Here is a 19,975-nt window from a genome sequence, read left to right on the forward strand (position 1 = left end):
GGAGAGTTACGGAAACACTTACTGTAACTGACTCTTGTTACGGGCGGTCACCTCGGCCTTGCGAGCTGCCAGGGCGTCGGTGTCCGGCCGGTGCGCGCGGGCGATCTCGAGCTCGACGGCCAGCGCGGTATCGGTGACGCCGGCGGTGCCGCGGACGTACATCTGCTTGAGCCCGGCCATGGTGGCCGCCGGGACCTCCGCGATCTGCTCGGCGAGTTGGATCGCGCGGGACAGCAGCTCGTCATGGAGCACCACCTCGGTGACCAGCCCGATCCGTTCGGCCCGCGCGGCGTCGACCACCTCGCCCGTCATCGACAGCCGGCGCGCCATCGCGGCGCCGACGCGCTGCGGCAGCCGGACCGTCATTCCGCCACCGGGCAGGATGCCGACCCGGGCGTGCGTGTCGGCGAACACGGCGCGCTCCGAGGCGATCATGAAGTCGCACGCCAGCGCCATCTCGAGGCCGCCGGTGAACGTCGCCCCGTTGACGGCCGCCAGGATCGGCGTGGCCATCTCGGCCGGCTTGGTGATGCAGTTGTGTGTCTGGAAGCGTGCGAAGTACGTGGTGCCCAGCTGCTGGGCCTCCTTCAGGTCGACGCCCGCACAGAACGCCGGATCGGCGCCGGTCAGCACGATCGCCCGGACATCGGGGTCGGTGTCGGCGTCGACCATCGCGGCGAACAGTGTCTCGATCAGCTCGCGGCCCAACGCATTTCGCGCTTCGGGCCGGTTCATCGTGAGCACCCGGACACCGGGCACGGGGTCGATCACATTCACGGTCGCCATGCGCGCACGCTACACCACGCCGAAACGTACGTTTCGGCGCAAACGTTCGAGTGGGCGGCGCCAGAACGTCGATCTCGGCACGAGGCCGACGACGCGCTGCCAGCCCGAGATCGACGAAATGGTGGCTCGCTCTCACACTTTCTCGCCGAAACGTACGTTTCGGCGTAGTGGGGGCTACCGGGCGAAGTGGGCGGAATTGTTCACCAGGTCGAGCAACGGTTGGGGCAGCGCGCCCAGTAGCAACGTGATGGCCGCCGTCAGCGCCACCGTGGCCTTCGACGTCCAGCTCGGCGTGATCACCCCGGGCCCGTCGGTGGGCGGGTCGGTGAAGAACATCAGCACGATCACCCGCACGTAGAAGTAGGCGGCGATGGCGCTGGCGATCACACCGATGACCACCAACATCGGCGCCCCGCCCTCGGCCGCGGCCTTGAACACCGCGAACTTCGACACGAAGCCACTGGTCAGCGGGATCCCCGCGAACGCCAGCAGGAACAGCGAGAACACCGCGCAGACCACCGGATGGGTGCGCCCCAGCCCGGCCCAGTGCGCCAGTGTGGTGGCCTCCTCGCCGTCGGCGTCGCGGACGACGCTGATGACCGCGAAGGCGCCCAGCGTGGAGAACCCGTAGGCGACCAGATAGAACAACGTGCCCGACAGCCCGCTGTCGTTGAGCGCGACGACACCGGTCAGGATGAAACCGGCATGCGCCACAGCCGAATACGCCAGCATCCGCTTGACGTCGGTCTGTGTGACCGCGGTGATGGTGCCCACCACCATGGTCGCCACCGCGATCACCCACATCATCGGCCGCCAGTCGGCCCGCAGTTCGGGGACCGCGACGTAGAAGATGCGCAGCATCGCGCCGAACGCCGCGATCTTGGTGGCCGCGGCCATGAACGCGGTGACCGGGGTGGGCGCGCCCTGGTAGACGTCGGGCACCCACGAATGGAACGGCACCGCACCGACCTTGAACAGCACGCCGACGGCCACCAGGCCGATCCCGACCAGGGCCAGCCGGTTGTCATCGGAGCGCGCGGCCACCGCATCCCCGATGCCGCTCAGCGAGAAGGTGCCGGAGTACCCGTAGAGCAGCGCAACACCATAGAGGAAGAACGCGGACGAAAAGGTGCCCAGCAGAAAGTATTTCAGCGCGGCTTCCTGGGACAGCAACCGGCGCCGGCGGGCCAGTCCGCACAGCAGGTACAGCGGCAGCGACAGCACCTCGAGGGCCACGAACATGGTCAGCAGATCGTCGGCGGCGGGGAACAGCAACATGCCGCCGATGGCGAACATCGTCAGCGGGAACACCTCGGTCTGCACCATGCCGGCGCGGGTGGCGATCTTCTCGGCGACACTGCCGGCCACCGCGGCGGCCTGCGGGGTGAACGCGTCCAGACCGCCGGGTTCGGCGAGCGGTGTAGTTCCGCGAGCAAGAGGCCCGGCGGCAACTACACCGCCTGCGCCGCCGTCGGATTCGGGACCGGCGGTGCGCCGCTCGGCGATCAACAGGATCCCGAGGATGCCGATCAGTGCCACGGTGCCCTGCAGCAGCAGTGCGGGACGGTCGACGGCCACCGCGCCCATCGCGGCGATCCGGCCCTGCGCGGGCAGTCCACGCGCCACGCACACCACGGCGACGAACGCGGCGACCAGGCCGCCCAGGGCCAGTGTCAATTGCGCGCCGAACCGGTGGGCGCGTGGTATGAACGCCTCTACCAGCACCCCGGCGACGGCGACGCCGAACACGATCAGCATCGGGGACAGCAGGCCGTACTCGACGGTCGGCGTGGGGATCATCGCGGGGGCCTTTCTGCCACCCGCAGTGCGGGATCGGCTTGGCCGATGGTGTCCAGGGTGTGCGTCACCGCCGGATTGATCACGGTCAGTGCGGGTTTGGGATATACGCCGAGCACCAGCAGCAGCGCGATGAGCGGGGCGACGACGATCAGCTCACGCGGCACGAGGTCGCGCAGATTGCGGTCGGCGAAGCGGGCCGGACCGGTCATCATCCGCTGGTAGAGCCACAGCACGTAGATCGCCGAGAGCACCAGGGCCGAGGAGGCCACGACGGCCAGCACGGGGTACCGGGTGAATGTTCCGATCAGGACCAGGAATTCGCTGATGAACGGCGCCAGGCCGGGCAGCGACAGGGTGGCCAGGCCGGCGACCAGGAAGGTGCCTGCCAGCACCGGAGCCACCTGCTGCACACCACCGTAGTCGGCGATGAAACGGGTTCCCTTGCGCGACACCAGGAATCCGGCGATCAGGAACAGCGCCGCGGTCGAGATGCCGTGATTGACCATGTACAGTGTGGCGCCGGACTGCCCCTGGCTGGTCATCACGAAGATGCCCAGGATGATGAAGCCGAAGTGGCTGATCGAGGTGTAGGCGATCAGCCGCATCACGTCGCGCTGGCCGATCGCGGCGACGGCGCCGTAGACGATCCCGATGACGGCCAGCGTGATGATCAGCGAGCGGAAGAACGCCGCGGAGTCCGGGAACAGCTGCAGGCAGTAGCGCAACATGCCGAACGTGCCCACCTTGTCGACGACGGCCATCATCAGCACCGCGGTCGCCGGGGTCGCCTCCACGGCGGCGTCGGGCAGCCAGCGGTGGAACGGCCACAGCGGGGCCTTGACCGCGAACGCGAACATGAACCCGGCGAAGAGCGCGTGCAGCACGGCCGGGCTGCTCTGCAGTTGGCCGGTGGTGGCGGCCTCGACGACGGCGCGGAAATCGAAGGTGCCCGAGGCGAACACGGCGCTGTGCGCGGTGACGACGTACACCCCGATCACCGCGGCCAGCATGATCAGCCCGCCGAACAGGTTGTACAGCAGGAACTTCACCGCCGCCCGGGACCGGCCGGCGCCGCCGAACCCGCCGATCAGGAAGTACATCGGGATCAGCATCGCCTCGAAGAACACGTAGAACAGCAGGATGTCCAGGGCGACCAGCGAGATCAGCACCATGCCCTCGACGGCCAGGATCAGCGCCACGTAGGCGTGCGGGCCGCGCCCGGCCAGCCGGTTATCGTTGGGTGCATCGTGCCAGCCCGCGATCAGCAGCAGCGGCACCAGCACGGCGGTCAGCACCACCAGCGCCAGGGCGATCCCGTCGATGCCCAGGATGTAGCCGGTGCCGAACGACGGGATCCAGTCGTGGTCCTCGACGAACTGGTAGGCCGGCCCGCCGGGGTCGAAGCGGACCGCCAGCGTGACCGCGACGGCGAGCACCACCACTGACACCGCGACCCCGAGGTACTTGGCCAATTCCCTTGCTCCCGCGGGCAACACGATGATCAGGACCGCGCCCAGCATCGGGACGGCCCACAGCAGGGTCAGGAGCGGGAGATTCACCATAGGTTCACCGCCACGATCATGGCCACCACCAGGGCGGCACCGGCCAGCATCGACAATGCGTAGGAGCGGGCGAAGCCGGTCTGTGCCCGGCGCAGCACCGACGAGGTGCCGGCCACCAGGCTCGCGAGTCCGCGGCCCACCCCGTCGACCGCGACGTCGTCGATCAGGACCAGCTCCTGCGTGGCGGCGTGCCCGGGCCGCATCAACACGTTCTCGTTGAACGCGTCGCCGTACAGATCGGCCCGTGCGGCCACCGTCAGCGCCGAGACGTCGTCGGGGGCGACCTCGGGGATGGGCCGGGTGGCGTACATCCGCCAGGCGATCAGCACCCCGACCACGACGACGCCCAGCGTGATCGCCGTCAGTATCCAGACGGGAGCCTCGTGATGCTCCACGTGCGCTCCGGTGACGGGCTCGAGCCAGTCGGCCAGCCCGCCGCCCAGCGCCAGCAGCGCGCCCGCCCCGACCGATCCGACCGCGAGCACCACCATCGGCGCCGTCATGATCGCCGGCGACTCGTGCGGATGCGTATCGGGTTTCCAGCGTCTCTGGCCGAAGAACGTCATCAGCATCACCCGGGTCATGTAGAACGCGGTGATGCCGGCGCCCAGCAGCGCCGCCCCGCCCAGCAGCCAGCCCCGCAAACCGCCTGCGGCGAAAGCGGTTTCGATGATGGCGTCCTTGGAGAAGAAGCCGGCGAACGGCGGAATGCCGACGATCGCGAGATAACCGAGCCCGAAGGTGACGAACGTGACGGGCATCAGCGAACGCAGCCCGCCGTAGCGGCGCATGTCGGTCTCGTCGTCCATGCCGTGCATCACCGACCCGGCGCCCAGGAACAGTCCGGCCTTGAAGAAGCCGTGCGTCAGCAGGTGCATGATGGCCACCGCGTAGCCGGCGGGGCCCAGGCCGGCGGCCAGCACCATGTAGCCGATCTGCGACATCGTCGATGCGGCCAGGGCCTTCTTGATGTCGTCCTTGGCGCAGCCGATCACCGCGCCGAACAGCAGCGTGACCGCGCCGACGACGGTGACCGCGGTCTGCGCGACGGGTGCCAGGTCGAACACCGGGCCCGACCGCACGATGAGGTACACGCCGGCGGTGACCATGGTGGCGGCGTGGATGAGCGCGCTGACGGGCGTGGGGCCCTCCATCGCGTCACCGAGCCAGGACTGCAGCGGCACCTGGGCACTCTTGCCGCATGCGGCCAGCAGCAGCATGAACCCGATCGCGTTGACCGTGGTGGACGAGGCGGCCGGCACGGCGCCGAAAACCCCGCCGTAGGAGACGGTTCCGAAGCAGGCGAACATGATCATCAACGCGATGGCCAGACCGATGTCGCCGACCCGGTTCACCACGAATGCCTTCTTGGCCGCGGTGGCCGCGCTCGGCTTGTAGGACCAGAATCCGATCAACAGGTAGCTGGCCAGGCCCACACCCTCCCAGCCCACGTAGAGACCCAGGTAGTTGTCGGCCAGCACCAGCAGCAGCATGGCCGCCACGAACAGGTTCAGGTACCCGAAAAACCGTCGCCGCCCGGGATCGTGGGCCATGTAGCCCACCGAGTACAGGTGGATCAGGAATCCGACGCCGGTGATCAGCAGCACGAAGCATACCGACAGCGGGTCCAAATGCAGCCCGAAGTCCACCTGCAGACCGGCCACCGGCACCCAGGAGAACAGCCGCTCCGCGTCGACGCGTTGCCCGGGCTCGCGGCCCAGCAGATCCACGAAAAGCAGGGCGCCCCAACAGAACGACGCGAGCACGGTCGCGCAGCCCAGCAGATGACCCCAGGCGTTGGTGCGCCGGCCACCGAGCAACAGCACGACCGCCCCCGCCAGTGGCAGTGCGATCAGGGGCCACACCGCGGTGCTCATCGGTTGTCCCGGGCGGCGTTGAGGAACGGTGTGAGAATGTCGACGGGCAGCGGGAACACGACCGTCGAGTTCTGGTCGGCCCCCAGTTCCAGAAGCGTCTGCAGGTAACGCAATTGCAGCGACGCCGGGCTCTTCGACAGGGTTTCGGACGCCTGCCGCAGTTCCTCGGAGGCCTGGAGTTCGCCACGCGCGTTGATCACCTTGGCGCGGCGTTCCCGCTCGGCCTCGGCCTCCCGCGCCATCGCGCGCTGCATGGACTCCGGGATCTCGACGTCCTTGATCTCCACCACCTGCACCCGCACGCCCCACTCCTCGGTCTGCTTCTCGATGACGGTCCGCAGATCGGAGTTGAGATCCTCCCGGTGGGCCAGCAGGGTGTCCAGCTCGACGCGGCCCAGCAGGGAGCGCAGGGTGGTCTGCGCGATCTGGGAGGTGGCGATCGCGTAATTCTCCACGGCCATAATGGCTTTCGCGGGATCCACCACCCGGAACATCACGACCGCGTTGACCCGGGCCGGGACGTTGTCGCGGGTGATCACCTCCTGCGGCGGGATGGTCAGGGTCACCACCCGCAGGTCGACCCGTTCCAGGCGATCCACGGCGGGCAGCAGGAACCGGATCCCCGGCCCGTACACCGGACGCAGCCGGCCGGCCCGGAACACCACCCCGCGCTCGTACTCCCGCAGCACGGTGATCCCGAACCACGCAGCGGCCGCCAGCACAACGATTCCGGCGGCGACCGGCAGCAGCCACGTCACCGGCGATCACGCTCCTTGTCCCGGGCCTCGCTGCCCCATCTGGTCGAATACTTGTCGATCGCAGCCGCCACCGAGTCCTCCTGCGCCGAGCGCTCGGGCAGATGGCCCGGCACGTCCACCGGTGTGTTGACCAGATGCCGGAACAGCGGAGCGGCTAGGGCGGCCGTGATCAGCAGAGCGGTGCCCACCACCAACAGATCGCTGACGGTGTGCTTCAGCAGCGCCTCACCCATCAGCATCACGAACGCCAGAGCCGCGATGACACAGGCGATCCCGCGGTGGAACCGGCCCGCTTCGGAGTGCGGCCAGGGGTCGACGTGGCGGCTGATCTCACGGCCGTGCGGCGAGCTGGTGCAGTCGGCCTTCACCGGGCAGGTGTTGCACACCGCCGGGCGCGCGCGGTAACGCATCACCCGGTTGGCCGGATCGAACGACGTCGGCCACAACCACTCGTCCTTCGGGCACTGCCACGCGTCGTGGTCGGCGTGATAGGTGAACCCACCGGTCTGCCAGTCCGCGGCCCGGTTCGACGTCCGTCGGGCCAGCAGGTCGAAACCCCATGCCGCAGCCAGCAGGAGCAGGGCGTACCCCGCTACCAGCCAGGCCGAGACATCGGGTGGGTTCACGCCGGACCGTCCTCGCCGCCGACGGTCAACTCGGTGTAGAGCGGGCTGGCCGGCAGCTCCTCGGTGCTCGAGCCGGACCAGAAGTTGCGCACCGCAATCCACGCGATGTACATGAACGGCAGGATGCCGCCGATGATGAACACCAGGTCTCCGGGCATCCGCAGCCACTCCAGCAACACGTTGTTCGGATTGGTGATGTAACCCAGCGAACGGGCCTCGAAATAGCCCGAATTCACCGAGTGGTACAGCTGCAGCACGCCCAGCGGCAGCAGGGTGGCGAACACCATCCACGCCAGGCCGATGTTCAGGCACCAGAAACTGCACCGGGCCGCCTTCTCCGGCCACTTGTCGGCCGGAATGGCATACCGGAGCGCGAACATCGCCAGTCCGACGGCCAGCATGCCGTACACACCCATCATGGCGGCGTGCCCGTGGTTGGCGGTCAACGCGGTGCCGATCTGGTAGTAGGACACGATCGGCAGGTTGATCAGGAAGCCGAAAACGCCGGCGCCCAGGAAGTTCCAGAACCCGACGGCCACCAGGAACATCACCGCCCAGCGGTGCGGGAACGGCTTGGTGTCGGCGGTCTGCGAACGCGAGCCCAGATGCAGGAACGTCCAGGCCTCCACGGTCAGCAGGGTCAGCGGGATGACCTCGGCGGCGGAGAAGAACGCGCCCAATGCCATGTGCTCCACCGGTGTTCCGGAGAAGTACAGGTGGTGCATGGTGCCGATGATGCCGCCGGCCGAGTACAGGATGATGTCCAAGAAGATGATGCCGATCGCGATCCGCTGTCGCACCACACCGAGCAGCACGAAGATGTAGGCCACCATGACGGTGGTGAACAGCTCGAGGAAGTCCTCCACCCACAGGTGCACCACCCAGAATCGCCAGAAATCGGCCACCGAGAAGTGGGTGTCGCTGCCGGCCAGCAGGCCGACCGCGTAGAACGCCGGAATCGCCAGTCCGGAGAAGAAGAACAGCCACGGCATGCTGGTCTTCGCCTGGGTCTTCAGGGTGGAGCGCAGACCCCGCCAGATGATCGCGATCCAGATGAACAGCCCGGCCACCAACAGGATCTGCCACAGTCGCGGCAGGTCGAGATACTCCCACTGCTGGGAGAACAGGGAGCCCTCGCCGATCACCCCGTACACCGAAAGTCCCTCGGTGATCAGCGATCCGAACACCACCACGGCCACCGCGCCCAGCAGTATGTAGACCAGCACGTGCTGCTTCTTCGGTTCGCGCCGGGTGATGAACGGGGTCAGGAAGATGCCACCGGCCAGGAACGCCGCGGCGGTCCAGAACAGGGCCAGCTGCAGATGCCAGGTGCGGGCCAGGTTGTAGGGCAGCAGCTGGGCCAGGTCGAGGCCGAAGAAGCTGGACAGGTCGGCGCGGTAGTGTTCGCTGAGTGCGCCCAGCAGCGCCTGGGCGAGGAACAGCACCGAGATGACGGCGAAGAACCAGACGGTGGCCCTTTGCGATTTGGTCAGCGTGACCTCGCCGGGCTGGTGGTAGGAGATCAGCGGTGCCTCGCTGGCGTGCCAGCCGATCTTCTGGCTCCACCGCCCGTAGACGGCGAACATGATGCCGGTCCCGCCGAGCAGCGCAACCAGTGAAAGTGCGGACCAGACAACGAGATCGGCGGTCGGGCCGTTGTCCACCCGCGGTTCGGACGGCCAGTTGTTGGTATAGGTGTAGTTGTGTCCGGGCCGCTCGGCGGCCGCGGCCCACGCGCTCCAGGAGAAGAACGCGGTGAGATCGTGGATCTCGCTGGGGTCGGTGATGTAGTTGGCGCGCAGCCCGTTGCTCTTGGCGTCGGGCCCGAAGTACGTCGCGTAGTGCTCGACCAGGTCGGCGAACGCGCGGGCCTGATGGTCGGTGTAGACCAGCGTCTTGGTGGCCGCGTCATAGCGGTTGGTGCGGAATTCGGCCACCACGCTGTCGTGCACCTGGCTGCCGCCGGCGCGCTCCAATTGGGCGGTGACGTTGTCGGCGGCGCGGCGCAGGTAATCGGCGGTGAAGTCGGGACCCAGGTAGGCGCCGTGGCCGTGGATCGAGCCGTACTCCATGAGGCCGCGGGCCTGGAACAGCTCCTGCCCGCGGGTGACCTGGTCGCCGGTGAACACCACGTCACCGGAGGCGGTGGTCACCTTGTCCGGCAACGGCATCGACGCGGTGTAGGTCCGGTAGGCCAGGATGCCCATCACGAAGAATCCGAAGATCATCACCAGGGCGACGCCCTGCACCCACCCCTTGCCGATGGGCGAGTCGGCGTCCCCGGATGCCGGTGTGGTGCGGTCAGATGTGGTGAATGCCATGACGATCAACCTCCCCGATCAGTTGTTCTGCTGCCATCGCTCAGTGCCTCAGCAGGTGCGCGTCGTCGACGTTGGCCGATCGGCGCGTCCGGTAGATCGTCATGATGATCGCCAGGCCGACCACCACCTCGCAGGCCGCCACCACCATGGTGAAGAACGCGACCACCTGTCCGTCGAGTTGGCCGTGCAGCCGGGAGAAGGTGACGAACGCCAGGTTGCAGGCGTTGAGCATGAGTTCGACGCACATGAACATCACGATCGCGCTGCGCCGCAGCAGAACTCCGGTGGCTCCGATGGTGAACAGCAGGGCCGACAGGTACAGGTAATGCTGGGGACTCACCGGGGGTCTCCCTCATCTCCGCGGCGCCGGGGCAGGATCGCGCTGACGGACATGTCGGAATCGGAGCCGTCGGGCAGTCGCGCCGGGATGTCGACGGCGTTGTGGCGAGCGTAGACACCGGAGCTGGGCCTGGTGGATGGGTAGGCGGCCGCGGCGCCGATGCCCCGGAAGCGTTCCTCGGCCAGTTCGCGCTGGGATTTGCGGCGCTCGAACCGTTCCCGGTGCGCCAGCACCATCGCCCCCAGCGCGGCGGTGATCAGCAGGGCGCTGGTCAATTCGAACGCCCACAGATACTTGGTGAAGATGAGTGCCGCCAGGCCCTGTACATTGCCGCCCGCATTGGCGTCGGCCAGACCCGTGAAGCCCGTGCTCGACAGGGTCCCGATGCCGGCGATCAGCAGCACCCCGAACCCCAGACCGGCGACGACGGCCGCAATCCGTTGGCCCCGAATGGTTTCCACCAGCGACTCCGAGGAGTCCACCCCGATCAGCATCAGCACGAACAGGAACAGCATCATGACCGCGCCGGTGTAGACCACCACCTGCACCACGCCGAGGAACAGGGCGTCCTGGGTGACGTAGAGGATGGCCAGGCCGATCATGGTGGCGGCCAGGAACAGCGCGGAGTACACCGCCTTCGGCGCGACGACGACGCCGAGCGCCCCGGCCACCGAGACTGCGGCCAGGACCCAGAACGCCACGGACTCGGCGGTCATTGCGGTTCCCCAGGACTTCCCGTGATTCGGCCCAGATAGTAGTCGTCGTCGGTGCTGCCCTCGGCCATCGCGTGCGGCGGCGCGGTCATCCCCGGCTGCAGAGGGGCAAGCAGTTTGTCCTTGCCGTAGATCAGATCGGAGCGATTGTCGTCGGCCAGCTCGTACTCGTTGGTCATCGTCAGCGCGCGGGTGGGGCAGGCCTCGATGCACAAGCCGCAGCCGATACAGCGCAGGTAGTTGATCTGGTACACCCGTCCGTAGCGTTCGCCGGGCGAAAAACGTTGCGCCTCGGTGTTGTCCGCGCCCTCGACGAAGATCGCGTCGGCCGGGCAGGCCCAGGCGCACAGCTCGCAGCCGATGCACTTCTCCAAACCGTCCGGGTAGCGGTTCAGCTGGTGCCGGCCGTGGTAGCGGGGCTGGGTGGGTTCCTTGTCGTCGGGGTACTGCTCGGTGATCGGTTTCTTGAACATCGTCGAGAACGTCACACCGAATCCGGCCAGACCGTCACGCAGTGTGGACATGCGCCTTCTCCTTGCTCGGTATGGGTGGTACCGGGAATGCGCCCTGATCCGGGGGCGGTGCGGGCCGGACCGCGCGACTGCGGTTGCGACGGCGGATGTTCCAGGTGGCGGCAACGACACCCACCAGCACCAGGAAGCCGATGTTGATGGCCGCTGTGGTCCACGGTCCGGAACCGTGCATCCGCAGCCACTTGGTGATGGCCACCGTCATGATCCAGGCCAGCGACACCGGGATGAGCACCTTCCAGCCCAGCGCCATGAACTGGTCGTAGCGCAGGCGCGGCAGGGTGGCGCGCAACCAGATGTAGAAGAACAGGAAGCTCCACACCTTGGCGACGAACCAGATCAACGGCCACCAACCGGTATTGGCGCCATCCCACAGGCTCAGTGGCCACGGCGCGTGCCAGCCGCCCAGGAACATCGTGGTGGCCAGCGCCGACACCGTGGTCATGTTCACGTACTCGGCGAGCATGAACATCGCGAACTTCAGGCTGGAGTACTCGGTGTGGAATCCGCCGACCAGTTCGCCCTCGGCCTCGGGCAGGTCGAACGGCGCCCGGTTGGTCTCGCCCACCATGGCCGTCACGTACACCACGAACGACGGCAGCAGCAGGAACACGTACCAGGTGTGGGTCTGCGATCCGACGATCATCGACGTCGACATGGTGCCCGAGTACAGGAAGACCGCGGCGAACGACAGGGCCATCGCGATCTCGTAGGAGACCACCTGTGCGCTGGAGCGCAGCCCGCCCAGCAGGGGATAGGTGGACCCGGATGCCCAGCCCGCCAACACGATTCCGTAGACGCCGATCGAGGTGACGGCCAGCACGTACAGGACCGCTACGGGCAGGTCGGTCAGTTGCAGCGGGGTGTGGTGCCCGAAGATCGACACCACCGGACCCATCGGGATCACCGCGAACGCCAGGATCGCCGGGATGACGGAGATGACGGGTGCCAGCAGGTAGATCGGCTTGTCCGCCCCGACCGGCGTCAGACCTTCCTTGAGGGCGAGTTTCACCCCGTCGGCCAGCGATTGCAGCAGCCCGAACGGGCCCACCCGGTTCGGTCCGTACCGCATCTGCATGCGGCCCAGCACCTTTCGTTCCACCAGGATGGCGACCAGGACGGTGAGCAACAGGAAGGCGAACACGGCGACGGCCTTGATCACGATCAGCCACCACGGATCGTGCCCGAATGCCTCCAGGCCGGGATAGTTCACGGGCGGCCTCCCGGTTCGATGTCCACCACGGCGCCCGACGCCACGCCCAGTTCGGTGAGCACCGCGCTGCCCGGCGAGTTCATCGGCAGCCACACCACCCGGTCGGGCATGTCCGTGACCACCAGCGGCAGCGTGATCGCCCCGCGAGCGGTACGCACCGTGACGGCCTCGGCGCCCTCGGCGCCGATCTCCGCGGTGGTGGCGGCCGAGAGGCGGGCCACCGGTGGCCGTGCGGTGCCGGCCAGGTGCGGCTCACCGTCCTGTAACCGGCCGTCGTCCAACAGCATTCGCCAGGTGGACAGCACCGCCTGGCCGGGTCCGGCCACGGCAGGCGCGGGCGCGATCGTCGGGGCGGGCGGCGCGAGGCCGTCCCAGCTGCCCGCATCGTCGTCGGGGCCCAGGTCGATCCCCAACTCGTCGGCCAGGATCTGCAGCACCCGGGCGTCGGAGGTGGCGTTGGTGGCCAGTGCCGCGGCGAACGGCCGCGTCCGGCCCTCCCAGTCCAGGAAGGTGCCGGACTTCTCGACGACCGGCGCCACCGGGAAGACGACGTCAGCGCGTTCGGTGACGGCGCTGGGCCGCAGCTCCAGGCTGACCACGAAAGGTGTTGCGTCCAGGGCGGACAACGCGGCCACGGGGTCGGGCAGATCGGCCGGCTCGACGCCGCCGATCAGCAGGGCGCCGAGCCTGCCGTCGGCCGCGGCGGCCAGGATGCCGGCGGTGTCGAGGCCCTCGCCGGCCGGCAGGGCGTCCACATTCCACGCTCGGGCGGCCTGCGCCCGCGCGGTGTCGTCGGCGACCGGCCGGCCGCCGGCGAACAGGGTGGGCAGGCAGCCGGCTTCCAGTGCGGCGCGTTCCCCGGCCCGACGCGGGATCCAGGCGATCCGGGCGCCGGTCGCGTCGGCGAGCGCTGCGACCGCCGAGAACGCGCCCGGGCTGGTGGCCAGTCGCTCACCGGTCAGGATGATCGACCCCGGGGGGAGCTCGTCGCGCAGCCCGGCCAGCGCCGCGGCCTCGCCGCCGGGCGCGGTCGGCACCAGGTGTGCCGTCAGTTTGGTCAGGCCGCGGGTGGCGAACGGTGCGACCGCGACGACGCGCAGCCCGCGTTTGCGGACCGCCTTGCGCAGCCGCAGGAACACGATCGGCGATTCCTCTTCGGGTTCGAGCCCGACCAACACCACCATGGGCGCGGATTCCAGATCCGCGTACCGCACGGTCATGGGCTGGCCGGCCACGCGGGCCGCCAGGAAGCGGGCCTCCTCGTCGCTGTGTGGCCGGGCCCGGAAGTCGATATCGTTGGTGTTCAACACGAGTCGTGCGAACCGGCTGTAGGAGCGGGCGTCCTGCACGGTGCCCCGCCCGCCGACCAGGACGCCGGCGCGACCGGCGGCCCCCAGCAGGCCGCTGAGCGCGACGCTGATCGCCTCCGACCACGCCGCCGGCCGCAGCACCCCGTCCTCGCGCAGCAGTGGCGTGGTGATCCGGTCGCCCTGGGTGGCGTAGGTGAAGGCCCAGCGACCCTTGTCGCAGTTCCACTCCTCGTTGACCTCGGGATCGTCACCGGCCAAGCGGCGCAACACTTTCCCGCGCCGGTGGTCGGTGCGCTGCGCGCACCCCGACGCGCAGTGCTCGCAGACACTGGGTGAGGACACCAGGTCGAAGGGCCGGGCCCGGAACCGGTAGGCGGCCCCCGTCAGCGCGCCCACCGGGCAGATCTGGACGGTGTTGCCGGAGAAGTAGGAGTCGAACGCCTCGCCGGGAGCGATGCCGACCTGTTGCAGCGCACCGCGTTCCAGCAATTCGATGAACGGGTCGCCGGCCACCTGGTTGGAGAACCGGGTGCAGCGCGCGCACAGCACACACCGCTCGCGGTCCAGCAGCACCTGCGACGACAGGTTGATCGGTTTCGGGAAGGTGCGCTTGACGTCCTCGAAGCGGGTCTCGACCCGGCCGTTGGACATGGCCTGGTTCTGCAACGGGCATTCGCCGCCCTTGTCGCAGACCGGGCAGTCCAGCGGATGGTTGATCAGCAGCAGTTCCATCACGCCGTGCTGGGCCTTGTCGGCCGCCGCGCTGGTGTGCTGGGTGCGGACCACCATGTCAGGGGTGACGGTGGTGGTGCACGACGCCAGCGGCTTGCGCTGGCCCTCGACCTCCACCAGGCACTGCCGGCACGCGCCGACGGGGTCCAGCAGCGGGTGGTCGCAGAACCGGGGGATCTGCACGCCGATCAACTCGGCCGCGCGAATCACCAAGGTGCCCTTGGGAACCGACACCTGTTGGTCGTCGATGGTGAGGGTGACCATGTCGACCGGTGGCGCGTCCCGGCCCTGCTCCGCGAGCGTCATCGCACCCCCGCCTTTCCCCGCGAGCAGACGCAAAGGGCCCCATTTGCGGCCGCGGAACGGGCCCTTTGCGTCTGCTCGCCGGGAAATGTCATGCGCGGACCCCTTCCGGTGCCGCCAGCATCGAGGCGTACGGGTCGAACGGGCAACCGGCGCCGACATGCTGCTCGTACTCGTCGCGGAACCACTTCAGCGAACTGATGATCGGGCTGGCCGCGCCGTCGCCCAACGCGCAGAACGACTTCCCGAAGATCGCATCGGCGATGTCGAGCAGCTTGTCGAGATCGGCCGCCGTGCCGCGACCCGTCTCGAGCCGCTCGTAGATCTGGGCCAACCAATAGGTGCCCTCCCGGCACGGGGTGCACTTGCCGCAGGACTCGTGCGCGTAGAACTGGGTCCAGCGGCGCACCGCGCGCACCACGCACGTCGTCTCGTCGAAGATCTGCAGCGCCTTGGTGCCCAGCATCGACCCGACGCCGGCCATGCCCTCGTAATCCAGTGGCACATCGAGATGTTCGGCCGTCAGCATCGGCGTCGACGAGCCGCCCGGCGTCCAGAACTTCAGTTCGTGGCCGGCCCGGACCCCGCCGGCGTGGTCCAACAGCTCGCGCAGCGTGATGCCGAGTGGCGCCTCGTACTGGCCGGGCCGGGTGACGTGTCCCGACAGCGAGTACAGCGTGAAGCCCGGCGACTTCTCCGTGCCCATCGAGGTGAACCAGTCGACCCCGCCGAGCACCACCGGCGGCACCGACGCGATGGACTCGACGTTGTTGACCACGGTGGGGCACGCGTACAGCCCGGCGACGGCGGGGAACGGGGGACGCAGCCGCGGCTGCCCGCGCCGGCCCTCGAGGGAGTCCAGCAGCGCGGTCTCCTCACCGCAGATGTAGGCGCCCGCCCCGGCGTGCACGATCAGGTCGAGGTCGAATCCCGACCCGCCGATATCGGTGCCGAGATATCCGGCGGCATACGCCTCGGCGACGGCGGCCTGCAACCGGCGCAATACCGGCACGACCTCGCCGCGCACGTACACGAACGCGTGGCGCGCCCGGATGGCGTAGGACGCGATGATGATGCCCTCGACCAGGAAGTGCGGCGTGGTGAGCAGCAGCGGAATGTCCTTGCACGTACCGGGTTCCGACTCATCGGCATTGACCACCAGGTAGTGCGGTTTCGCATCCCCTTGGGGGATGAACGACCACTTGGTGCCCGTCGGGAACCCCGCGCCACCGCGGCCGCGCAGCCCGGACTCCTTCACCAGCGCGATGACGTCGTCGGGGCTCATCGCCAGCGCCTTGGTCAGGGCCCGGTAGCCGTCGTGGCGTCGGTAGGTGTCCAGCGTCCACGGTTCGGGTTCGTCCCAGTACCGGCTGAACACCGGCGTCAGTCCCGTCATTCGCGGACCTCTGGTGCGCTCATGCCCAACGCGCGGGCCACCCGCAGCCCGGCCAGGGTGGCCGCCCCGGGAGCGCCGTCGTCGCCGTCCGACGTGCCGACGCCGGCCAGGGTGCGGGCCGTCTGGGTGAAGCCCGGCACCACGCCGCCGCGGCTTGCGTTCACAGCCTCGCCGGAGCGCAGCCGGTCCACCAGATCGCAGCTGCCCGAGGGGGTTTGGTTGTCGAAGAACTCCCAGTTCACCATCACCACGGGCGCGTAGTCGCACGCCGCGTTGCATTCGATGTGCTCGAGGGTGATCTGGTCGTCGGCGGTGGTCTCACCGGGGTGGATGCCGAGATGATTCTCCAGCGCCTCGAGGATGGCGTCGCCGCCCATGATCGCGCAGAGCGTGTTGGTGCACACCCCGACGAGATAGCGGCCGGTCGGGGTGCGGCGGTACATCGAGTAGAAGGTGGCGACGGCGGTGACCTCGGCGTCGGTGAGGCCGAGTTGCCTTGCGCAGAAAGAGATTCCGGCCGCTGTCAGGTAGCCGTCCTGGGCCTGGACCAGGTGCAGCAGTGGCAGCAGCGCCGACCGCGAACTGGGATAGCGCGCGATGATCACCGCCGCGTCGACGGCCAGGGCCGCTTCTACGTCGGGCTCGTAGGTCAGCGGGCCACCGACCGGCGGTCCCGGCTCGTCGGGCCGCGGCCCCAGGGTCAGGTCGATGCTCGTCATCTGTCGACACCTCCCATGACCGGATCGATCGACGCGACCGCCGAGATGACATCGGCCACCATCCCGCCCTCGCACATGGCCGCCACCGCTTGCAGATTGGTGAACGACGGGTCGCGGTAGTGCACCCGGTAGGGCCGGGTCCCACCGTCGGAGACCATGTGCACGCCCAGTTCGCCGCGTGGTGATTCGACCGCCACATAACACTGGCCGGCCGGTACCCGGATGCCCTCGGTGACGATCTTGAAGTGGTGGATCAGGCCCTCCATCGACGTGCCCATGATCTTGGCGATGTGCGCGGGGCTGTTGCCCAGACCGTCGGGACCCAGTTGGAGATCCGCCGGCCAGGCCAGCTTCTTGTCCTCGATCATCACCGGGCCCGGTTCCAGCCGTTCCAGGCACTGTCGCACGATGCGCAGCGACTGGTTCATCTCCTCGACCCGGATGACGTACCGGTCGTAGCAGTCGCTGTTCTCGCCGGTGATCACGTTGAAGTCGTAATCCTGGTAACCGCAATAGGGTTGGGTCTTGCGCAGATCGTGTGGCAGTCCGGTGGAGCGCAATACCGGTCCGGTGATCCCGAGCGCCATGCAGCCGGTGAGGTCCAGGTACCCGATGCCGCGGGTGCGGGCTTTCCAGATCGCGTTCTCGCGCAACAGGTCTTCCAGTTCGGCCAGCCGGCCGGGCAGCAGCCCGAGCAGCCGGCGGACCTTGGCCTCGCCGTCGTCGGGCAGATCGGCCGCCAGGCCGCCCGGCCGGATGTACGCGTGGTTCATCCGCAGACCGGTGATGGCCTCGAACACGGTGAGGATCTCTTCACGCTCACGGAACCCGAAGAACATCGCGCTCATCGCGCCCAGCTCCATGCCGCCGGTGGCCAGGGCGACCAGATGGCTCGAGATCCGGTTGAGCTCCATCAGCATCACGCGAATGACGCTGGCGCGCTCCGGGATCTGGTCGGTGATGCCCAGCAGCTGCTCCACACCGAGGCAGTACGCGGTCTCGTTGAAGAACGGCGACAGGTAGTCCATCCGGGTGACGAACGTGACGCCCTGGGTCCAGTTGCGGTACTCCAGATTCTTCTCGATGCCGGTGTGCAGATAGCCGATCCCGCACCGGGCCTCGGTGACGGTCTCACCCTCGATCTCGAGGATCAGCCGCAACACCCCGTGGGTGGACGGGTGCTGCGGACCCATGTTGACCACGATCCGCTCACTGCCGGATGCCTGTGCCGCCTCGGATGCCAGCGAGACGATTTCGTCCCAGTCCTGGCCGCCGAGGGTAATCGCTTCCTGGGTCATCAGCTGTAGGACCTCCGCTGGTCCGGCGGTGGGATCTGCGCGCCGTGGTACTCGACCGGCACACCGCCGAGCGGATAGTCCTTGCGCTGCGGGTGGCCCACCCAGTCGTCGGGCATCTCGATGCGGGTGAGCGCGGGGTGGCCGTCGAAGACGATGCCGAAGAAGTCGTAGGTCTCCCGCTCGTGCCAGTCGGTGGTCGGGTACACCGAGAACAGCGATGGCACATGGGGATCGGAGTCCGGGCAGGCGACCTCGAGGTGGATCCGCCGGTTGTGCGTGATCGACATCAACGGGTAGAAGGCGTGCAGTTCGGCGCCGGCGTCGGCGGGGTAGTGCACCCCGGACACACCCGAGCACAACTCGAACCGCAGCGCGGAGTCGTCGCGCAATGCGCGGGCAACCGCCGGCAGGTGCGCACGGTCGATCTCCAGGGTCAGCTGGTCGCGGTGCACGGTCACCCGCAACACGGCGTCCTCGAACTCGCCGCCGAGCACGGCCGCGAGTCGGTCCACCACGTCGTCGAAGTAGCCGCCGTAGGGCCGCGGGCTGCTCTCGGGCACGGGCACCGTGCGGACCAGCCGGCCGTACCCGGAGGTGTCGCCGGACCCGGCGACACCGAACATGCCCCGCGGCGTCGTCATCGCAACAGCCCCTCGAGCTCGATCGTCGGCGTCGCCGCCAGCGCGGCCTTCTCGGTGGCGGCAATCACCTCGTCGCGGTGCACGCCCAGCGGCATCTCGGCGATCTTGGCGTGCAGCGTCAGGATGGCGTTGAGCAGCATTTCGGGGCGCGGGGGACACCCGGGCAGGTAGATGTCGACGGGCACGATGTGGTCGACGCCCTGCACGATCGCGTAGTTGTTGAACATGCCGCCCGAGGACGCGCAGACGCCCATGGCGAGCACCCACTTCGGTTCGACCATCTGGTCGTAGACCTGCCGCAGCACCGGGGCCATCTTCTGGCTGACCCGGCCGGCGACGATCATCAGGTCGGCCTGTCGCGGCGTGGCCGAGAACCGTTCCATGCCGAACCGGGCGATGTCGAAGCGCGGTCCCGCGGTGGCCATCATCTCGATGGCGCAGCAGGCCAGCCCGAACGTGGCCGGCCACAGCGACCCCTTACGGACGAACCCCGCGACCTTCTCGACCGTGGTCAGCAGGATTCCGCCCGGCAGTTGCTCTTCTAGTCCCAATCGAGTCCACCCCTGCGCCAGACGTATGCGTAGGCCACGAACACCGTGGCCATGAACAGGGCCATCTCGACGAGCGCGAACGTGCCGAGATGGCCGAAGGTGACCGCCCACGGATAGAGGAAGACGATCTCGATGTCGAAAACGATGAACAACATGGCGGTCAGATAGAACTTGATGGGGAATCGGGCGGCACCGGGCGGTTGCGGTGCGGGTTCGATGCCGCACTCATAGGCCTCGAGTTTGGCGCGGTTGTACCGGCGCGGACCGATCACGAGCGCAATGCCGACCGATCCGAACGCGAACGCCGCTGCGATCACGCCGAGGATCAGGATGGGCAGGTAGAGATCCATGCTCCCTCGCTTGGGCTGTCGATGTGAGCTACACCACAGCCTAGCGATCTTGTCCGTTAGCTTGTCGTATTTTCGTTAGGATCGGTATCAGTGTCACCCGCCGCGTTCTGATGCGCGAAGAGTCAAGGGCCACAGCGTGATTCGCTGCG

18 protein-coding genes are annotated in these 19,975 nt (G+C 68.2%); all 18 read right to left on the reverse strand.

Annotation, left to right across the window (positions count from 1 at the left end; translation table 11 throughout):
- Positions 1-18 precede the first annotated feature (18 nt).
- Positions 19-786, reverse strand: coding sequence for an enoyl-CoA hydratase (locus tag U0R18_RS19155; protein ID WP_526371378.1), 768 nt, complete (start codon positions 784-786; stop codon positions 19-21).
- A 174-nt stretch (positions 787-960) separates the two neighbouring features.
- Positions 961-2,586, reverse strand: coding sequence for an NADH-quinone oxidoreductase subunit NuoN (gene nuoN / locus U0R18_RS19160; protein WP_526371380.1), 1,626 nt, complete (start codon positions 2,584-2,586; stop codon positions 961-963).
- Positions 2,583-4,148 carry an NADH-quinone oxidoreductase subunit M gene (locus tag U0R18_RS19165; RefSeq protein ID WP_526371382.1) on the reverse strand — a complete coding sequence of 522 codons (1,566 nt, stop codon included), beginning with the start codon at positions 4,146-4,148 and terminating at the stop codon, positions 2,583-2,585. Before U0R18_RS19165 ends, nuoN begins: the two co-directional genes overlap by 4 nt.
- Positions 4,142-6,025 (reverse strand): NADH-quinone oxidoreductase subunit L, encoded by a 1,884-nt coding sequence (nuoL, locus tag U0R18_RS19170; RefSeq protein WP_526371384.1) that lies wholly within the window; start codon positions 6,023-6,025, stop codon positions 4,142-4,144. The genes U0R18_RS19165 and nuoL overlap by 7 nt, the downstream gene beginning before the upstream one ends.
- Positions 6,022-6,783, reverse strand: coding sequence for a slipin family protein (locus U0R18_RS19175; RefSeq protein WP_526371387.1), 762 nt, complete (start codon positions 6,781-6,783; stop codon positions 6,022-6,024). The genes nuoL and U0R18_RS19175 overlap by 4 nt, the downstream gene beginning before the upstream one ends.
- A complete protein-coding gene (locus U0R18_RS19180; RefSeq protein WP_526371389.1) occupies positions 6,780-7,409 on the reverse strand; it encodes a hypothetical protein in 630 nt (209 codons plus the stop codon). The genes U0R18_RS19175 and U0R18_RS19180 overlap by 4 nt, the downstream gene beginning before the upstream one ends.
- Positions 7,406-9,730, reverse strand: coding sequence for a nitric-oxide reductase large subunit (locus tag U0R18_RS19185; RefSeq protein ID WP_526371391.1), 2,325 nt, complete (start codon positions 9,728-9,730; stop codon positions 7,406-7,408). Before U0R18_RS19185 ends, U0R18_RS19180 begins: the two co-directional genes overlap by 4 nt.
- Before the next feature lie 40 nt (positions 9,731-9,770).
- Positions 9,771-10,070, reverse strand: a complete 300-nt coding sequence (gene nuoK, locus U0R18_RS19190) for an NADH-quinone oxidoreductase subunit NuoK (RefSeq protein WP_526371393.1) — start codon at positions 10,068-10,070, stop codon at positions 9,771-9,773.
- Positions 10,067-10,786 carry an NADH-quinone oxidoreductase subunit J gene (locus tag U0R18_RS19195; protein ID WP_526371395.1) on the reverse strand — a complete coding sequence of 240 codons (720 nt, stop codon included), beginning with the start codon at positions 10,784-10,786 and terminating at the stop codon, positions 10,067-10,069. The genes nuoK and U0R18_RS19195 overlap by 4 nt, the downstream gene beginning before the upstream one ends.
- Entirely contained in the window at positions 10,783-11,307 is a 525-nt protein-coding gene (nuoI, locus tag U0R18_RS19200) for an NADH-quinone oxidoreductase subunit NuoI (RefSeq protein WP_526371397.1), read from the reverse strand. Before nuoI ends, U0R18_RS19195 begins: the two co-directional genes overlap by 4 nt.
- Entirely contained in the window at positions 11,291-12,619 is a 1,329-nt protein-coding gene (nuoH, locus tag U0R18_RS19205; RefSeq protein WP_526371399.1) for an NADH-quinone oxidoreductase subunit NuoH, read from the reverse strand. Before nuoH ends, nuoI begins: the two co-directional genes overlap by 17 nt.
- Complete coding sequence (locus U0R18_RS19210; protein ID WP_526371401.1) at positions 12,523-14,874, reverse strand: NADH-quinone oxidoreductase subunit G; 2,352 nt, start codon at positions 14,872-14,874, stop codon at positions 12,523-12,525. Before U0R18_RS19210 ends, nuoH begins: the two co-directional genes overlap by 97 nt.
- 88 nt (positions 14,875-14,962) lie before the next feature.
- Positions 14,963-16,267, reverse strand: a complete 1,305-nt coding sequence (nuoF, locus tag U0R18_RS19215; protein WP_526371403.1) for an NADH-quinone oxidoreductase subunit NuoF — start codon at positions 16,265-16,267, stop codon at positions 14,963-14,965.
- Positions 16,264-16,986 carry an NADH-quinone oxidoreductase subunit NuoE gene (gene nuoE / locus U0R18_RS19220; RefSeq protein WP_526371405.1) on the reverse strand — a complete coding sequence of 241 codons (723 nt, stop codon included), beginning with the start codon at positions 16,984-16,986 and terminating at the stop codon, positions 16,264-16,266. The genes nuoF and nuoE overlap by 4 nt, the downstream gene beginning before the upstream one ends.
- Positions 16,983-18,284: an NADH dehydrogenase (quinone) subunit D gene (nuoD, locus tag U0R18_RS19225; RefSeq protein ID WP_526371407.1), complete on the reverse strand. Its 1,302-nt coding sequence runs from the start codon at positions 18,282-18,284 to the stop codon at positions 16,983-16,985. The genes nuoE and nuoD overlap by 4 nt, the downstream gene beginning before the upstream one ends.
- Positions 18,284-18,925, reverse strand: a complete 642-nt coding sequence (locus U0R18_RS19230; RefSeq protein WP_526371409.1) for an NADH-quinone oxidoreductase subunit C — start codon at positions 18,923-18,925, stop codon at positions 18,284-18,286. Before U0R18_RS19230 ends, nuoD begins: the two co-directional genes overlap by 1 nt.
- Positions 18,922-19,476, reverse strand: coding sequence for an NADH-quinone oxidoreductase subunit B (locus U0R18_RS19235; protein WP_526371411.1), 555 nt, complete (start codon positions 19,474-19,476; stop codon positions 18,922-18,924). Before U0R18_RS19235 ends, U0R18_RS19230 begins: the two co-directional genes overlap by 4 nt.
- Positions 19,467-19,826 carry an NADH-quinone oxidoreductase subunit A gene (locus U0R18_RS19240; protein ID WP_526371413.1) on the reverse strand — a complete coding sequence of 120 codons (360 nt, stop codon included), beginning with the start codon at positions 19,824-19,826 and terminating at the stop codon, positions 19,467-19,469. The genes U0R18_RS19235 and U0R18_RS19240 overlap by 10 nt, the downstream gene beginning before the upstream one ends.
- Positions 19,827-19,975 lie beyond the last annotated feature (149 nt).

Origin of the sequence: Mycobacterium sp. (assembly GCF_046330795.1) — a bacterium.
Taxonomy (GTDB): Bacteria; Actinomycetota; Actinomycetes; order Mycobacteriales; family Mycobacteriaceae; genus Mycobacterium.

Bases quoted from the DNA above. Each gene is read 5' to 3' on its own strand.
- U0R18_RS19155 (WP_526371378.1), bottom strand. From the start codon at position 786: ATGGCGACCGTGAATGTGATCGACCCCGTGCCCGGTGTCCGGGTGCTC.
- nuoN (WP_526371380.1), bottom strand. From the start codon at position 2,586: ATGATCCCCACGCCGACCGTCGAGTACGGCCTGCTGTCCCCGATGCTG.
- U0R18_RS19165 (WP_526371382.1), bottom strand. From the start codon at position 4,148: ATGGTGAATCTCCCGCTCCTGACCCTGCTGTGGGCCGTCCCGATGCTG.
- nuoL (WP_526371384.1), bottom strand. From the start codon at position 6,025: ATGAGCACCGCGGTGTGGCCCCTGATCGCACTGCCACTGGCGGGGGCG.
- U0R18_RS19185 (WP_526371391.1), bottom strand. From the start codon at position 9,730: ATGGCATTCACCACATCTGACCGCACCACACCGGCATCCGGGGACGCC.
- U0R18_RS19195 (WP_526371395.1), bottom strand. From the start codon at position 10,786: ATGACCGCCGAGTCCGTGGCGTTCTGGGTCCTGGCCGCAGTCTCGGTG.
- nuoI (WP_526371397.1), bottom strand. From the start codon at position 11,307: ATGTCCACACTGCGTGACGGTCTGGCCGGATTCGGTGTGACGTTCTCG.
- U0R18_RS19210 (WP_526371401.1), bottom strand. From the start codon at position 14,874: ATGACGCTCGCGGAGCAGGGCCGGGACGCGCCACCGGTCGACATGGTC.
- nuoF (WP_526371403.1), bottom strand. From the start codon at position 16,267: ATGACGGGACTGACGCCGGTGTTCAGCCGGTACTGGGACGAACCCGAA.
- nuoE (WP_526371405.1), bottom strand. From the start codon at position 16,986: ATGACGAGCATCGACCTGACCCTGGGGCCGCGGCCCGACGAGCCGGGA.
- nuoD (WP_526371407.1), bottom strand. From the start codon at position 18,284: ATGACCCAGGAAGCGATTACCCTCGGCGGCCAGGACTGGGACGAAATC.
- U0R18_RS19230 (WP_526371409.1), bottom strand. From the start codon at position 18,925: ATGACGACGCCGCGGGGCATGTTCGGTGTCGCCGGGTCCGGCGACACC.
- U0R18_RS19240 (WP_526371413.1), bottom strand. From the start codon at position 19,826: ATGGATCTCTACCTGCCCATCCTGATCCTCGGCGTGATCGCAGCGGCG.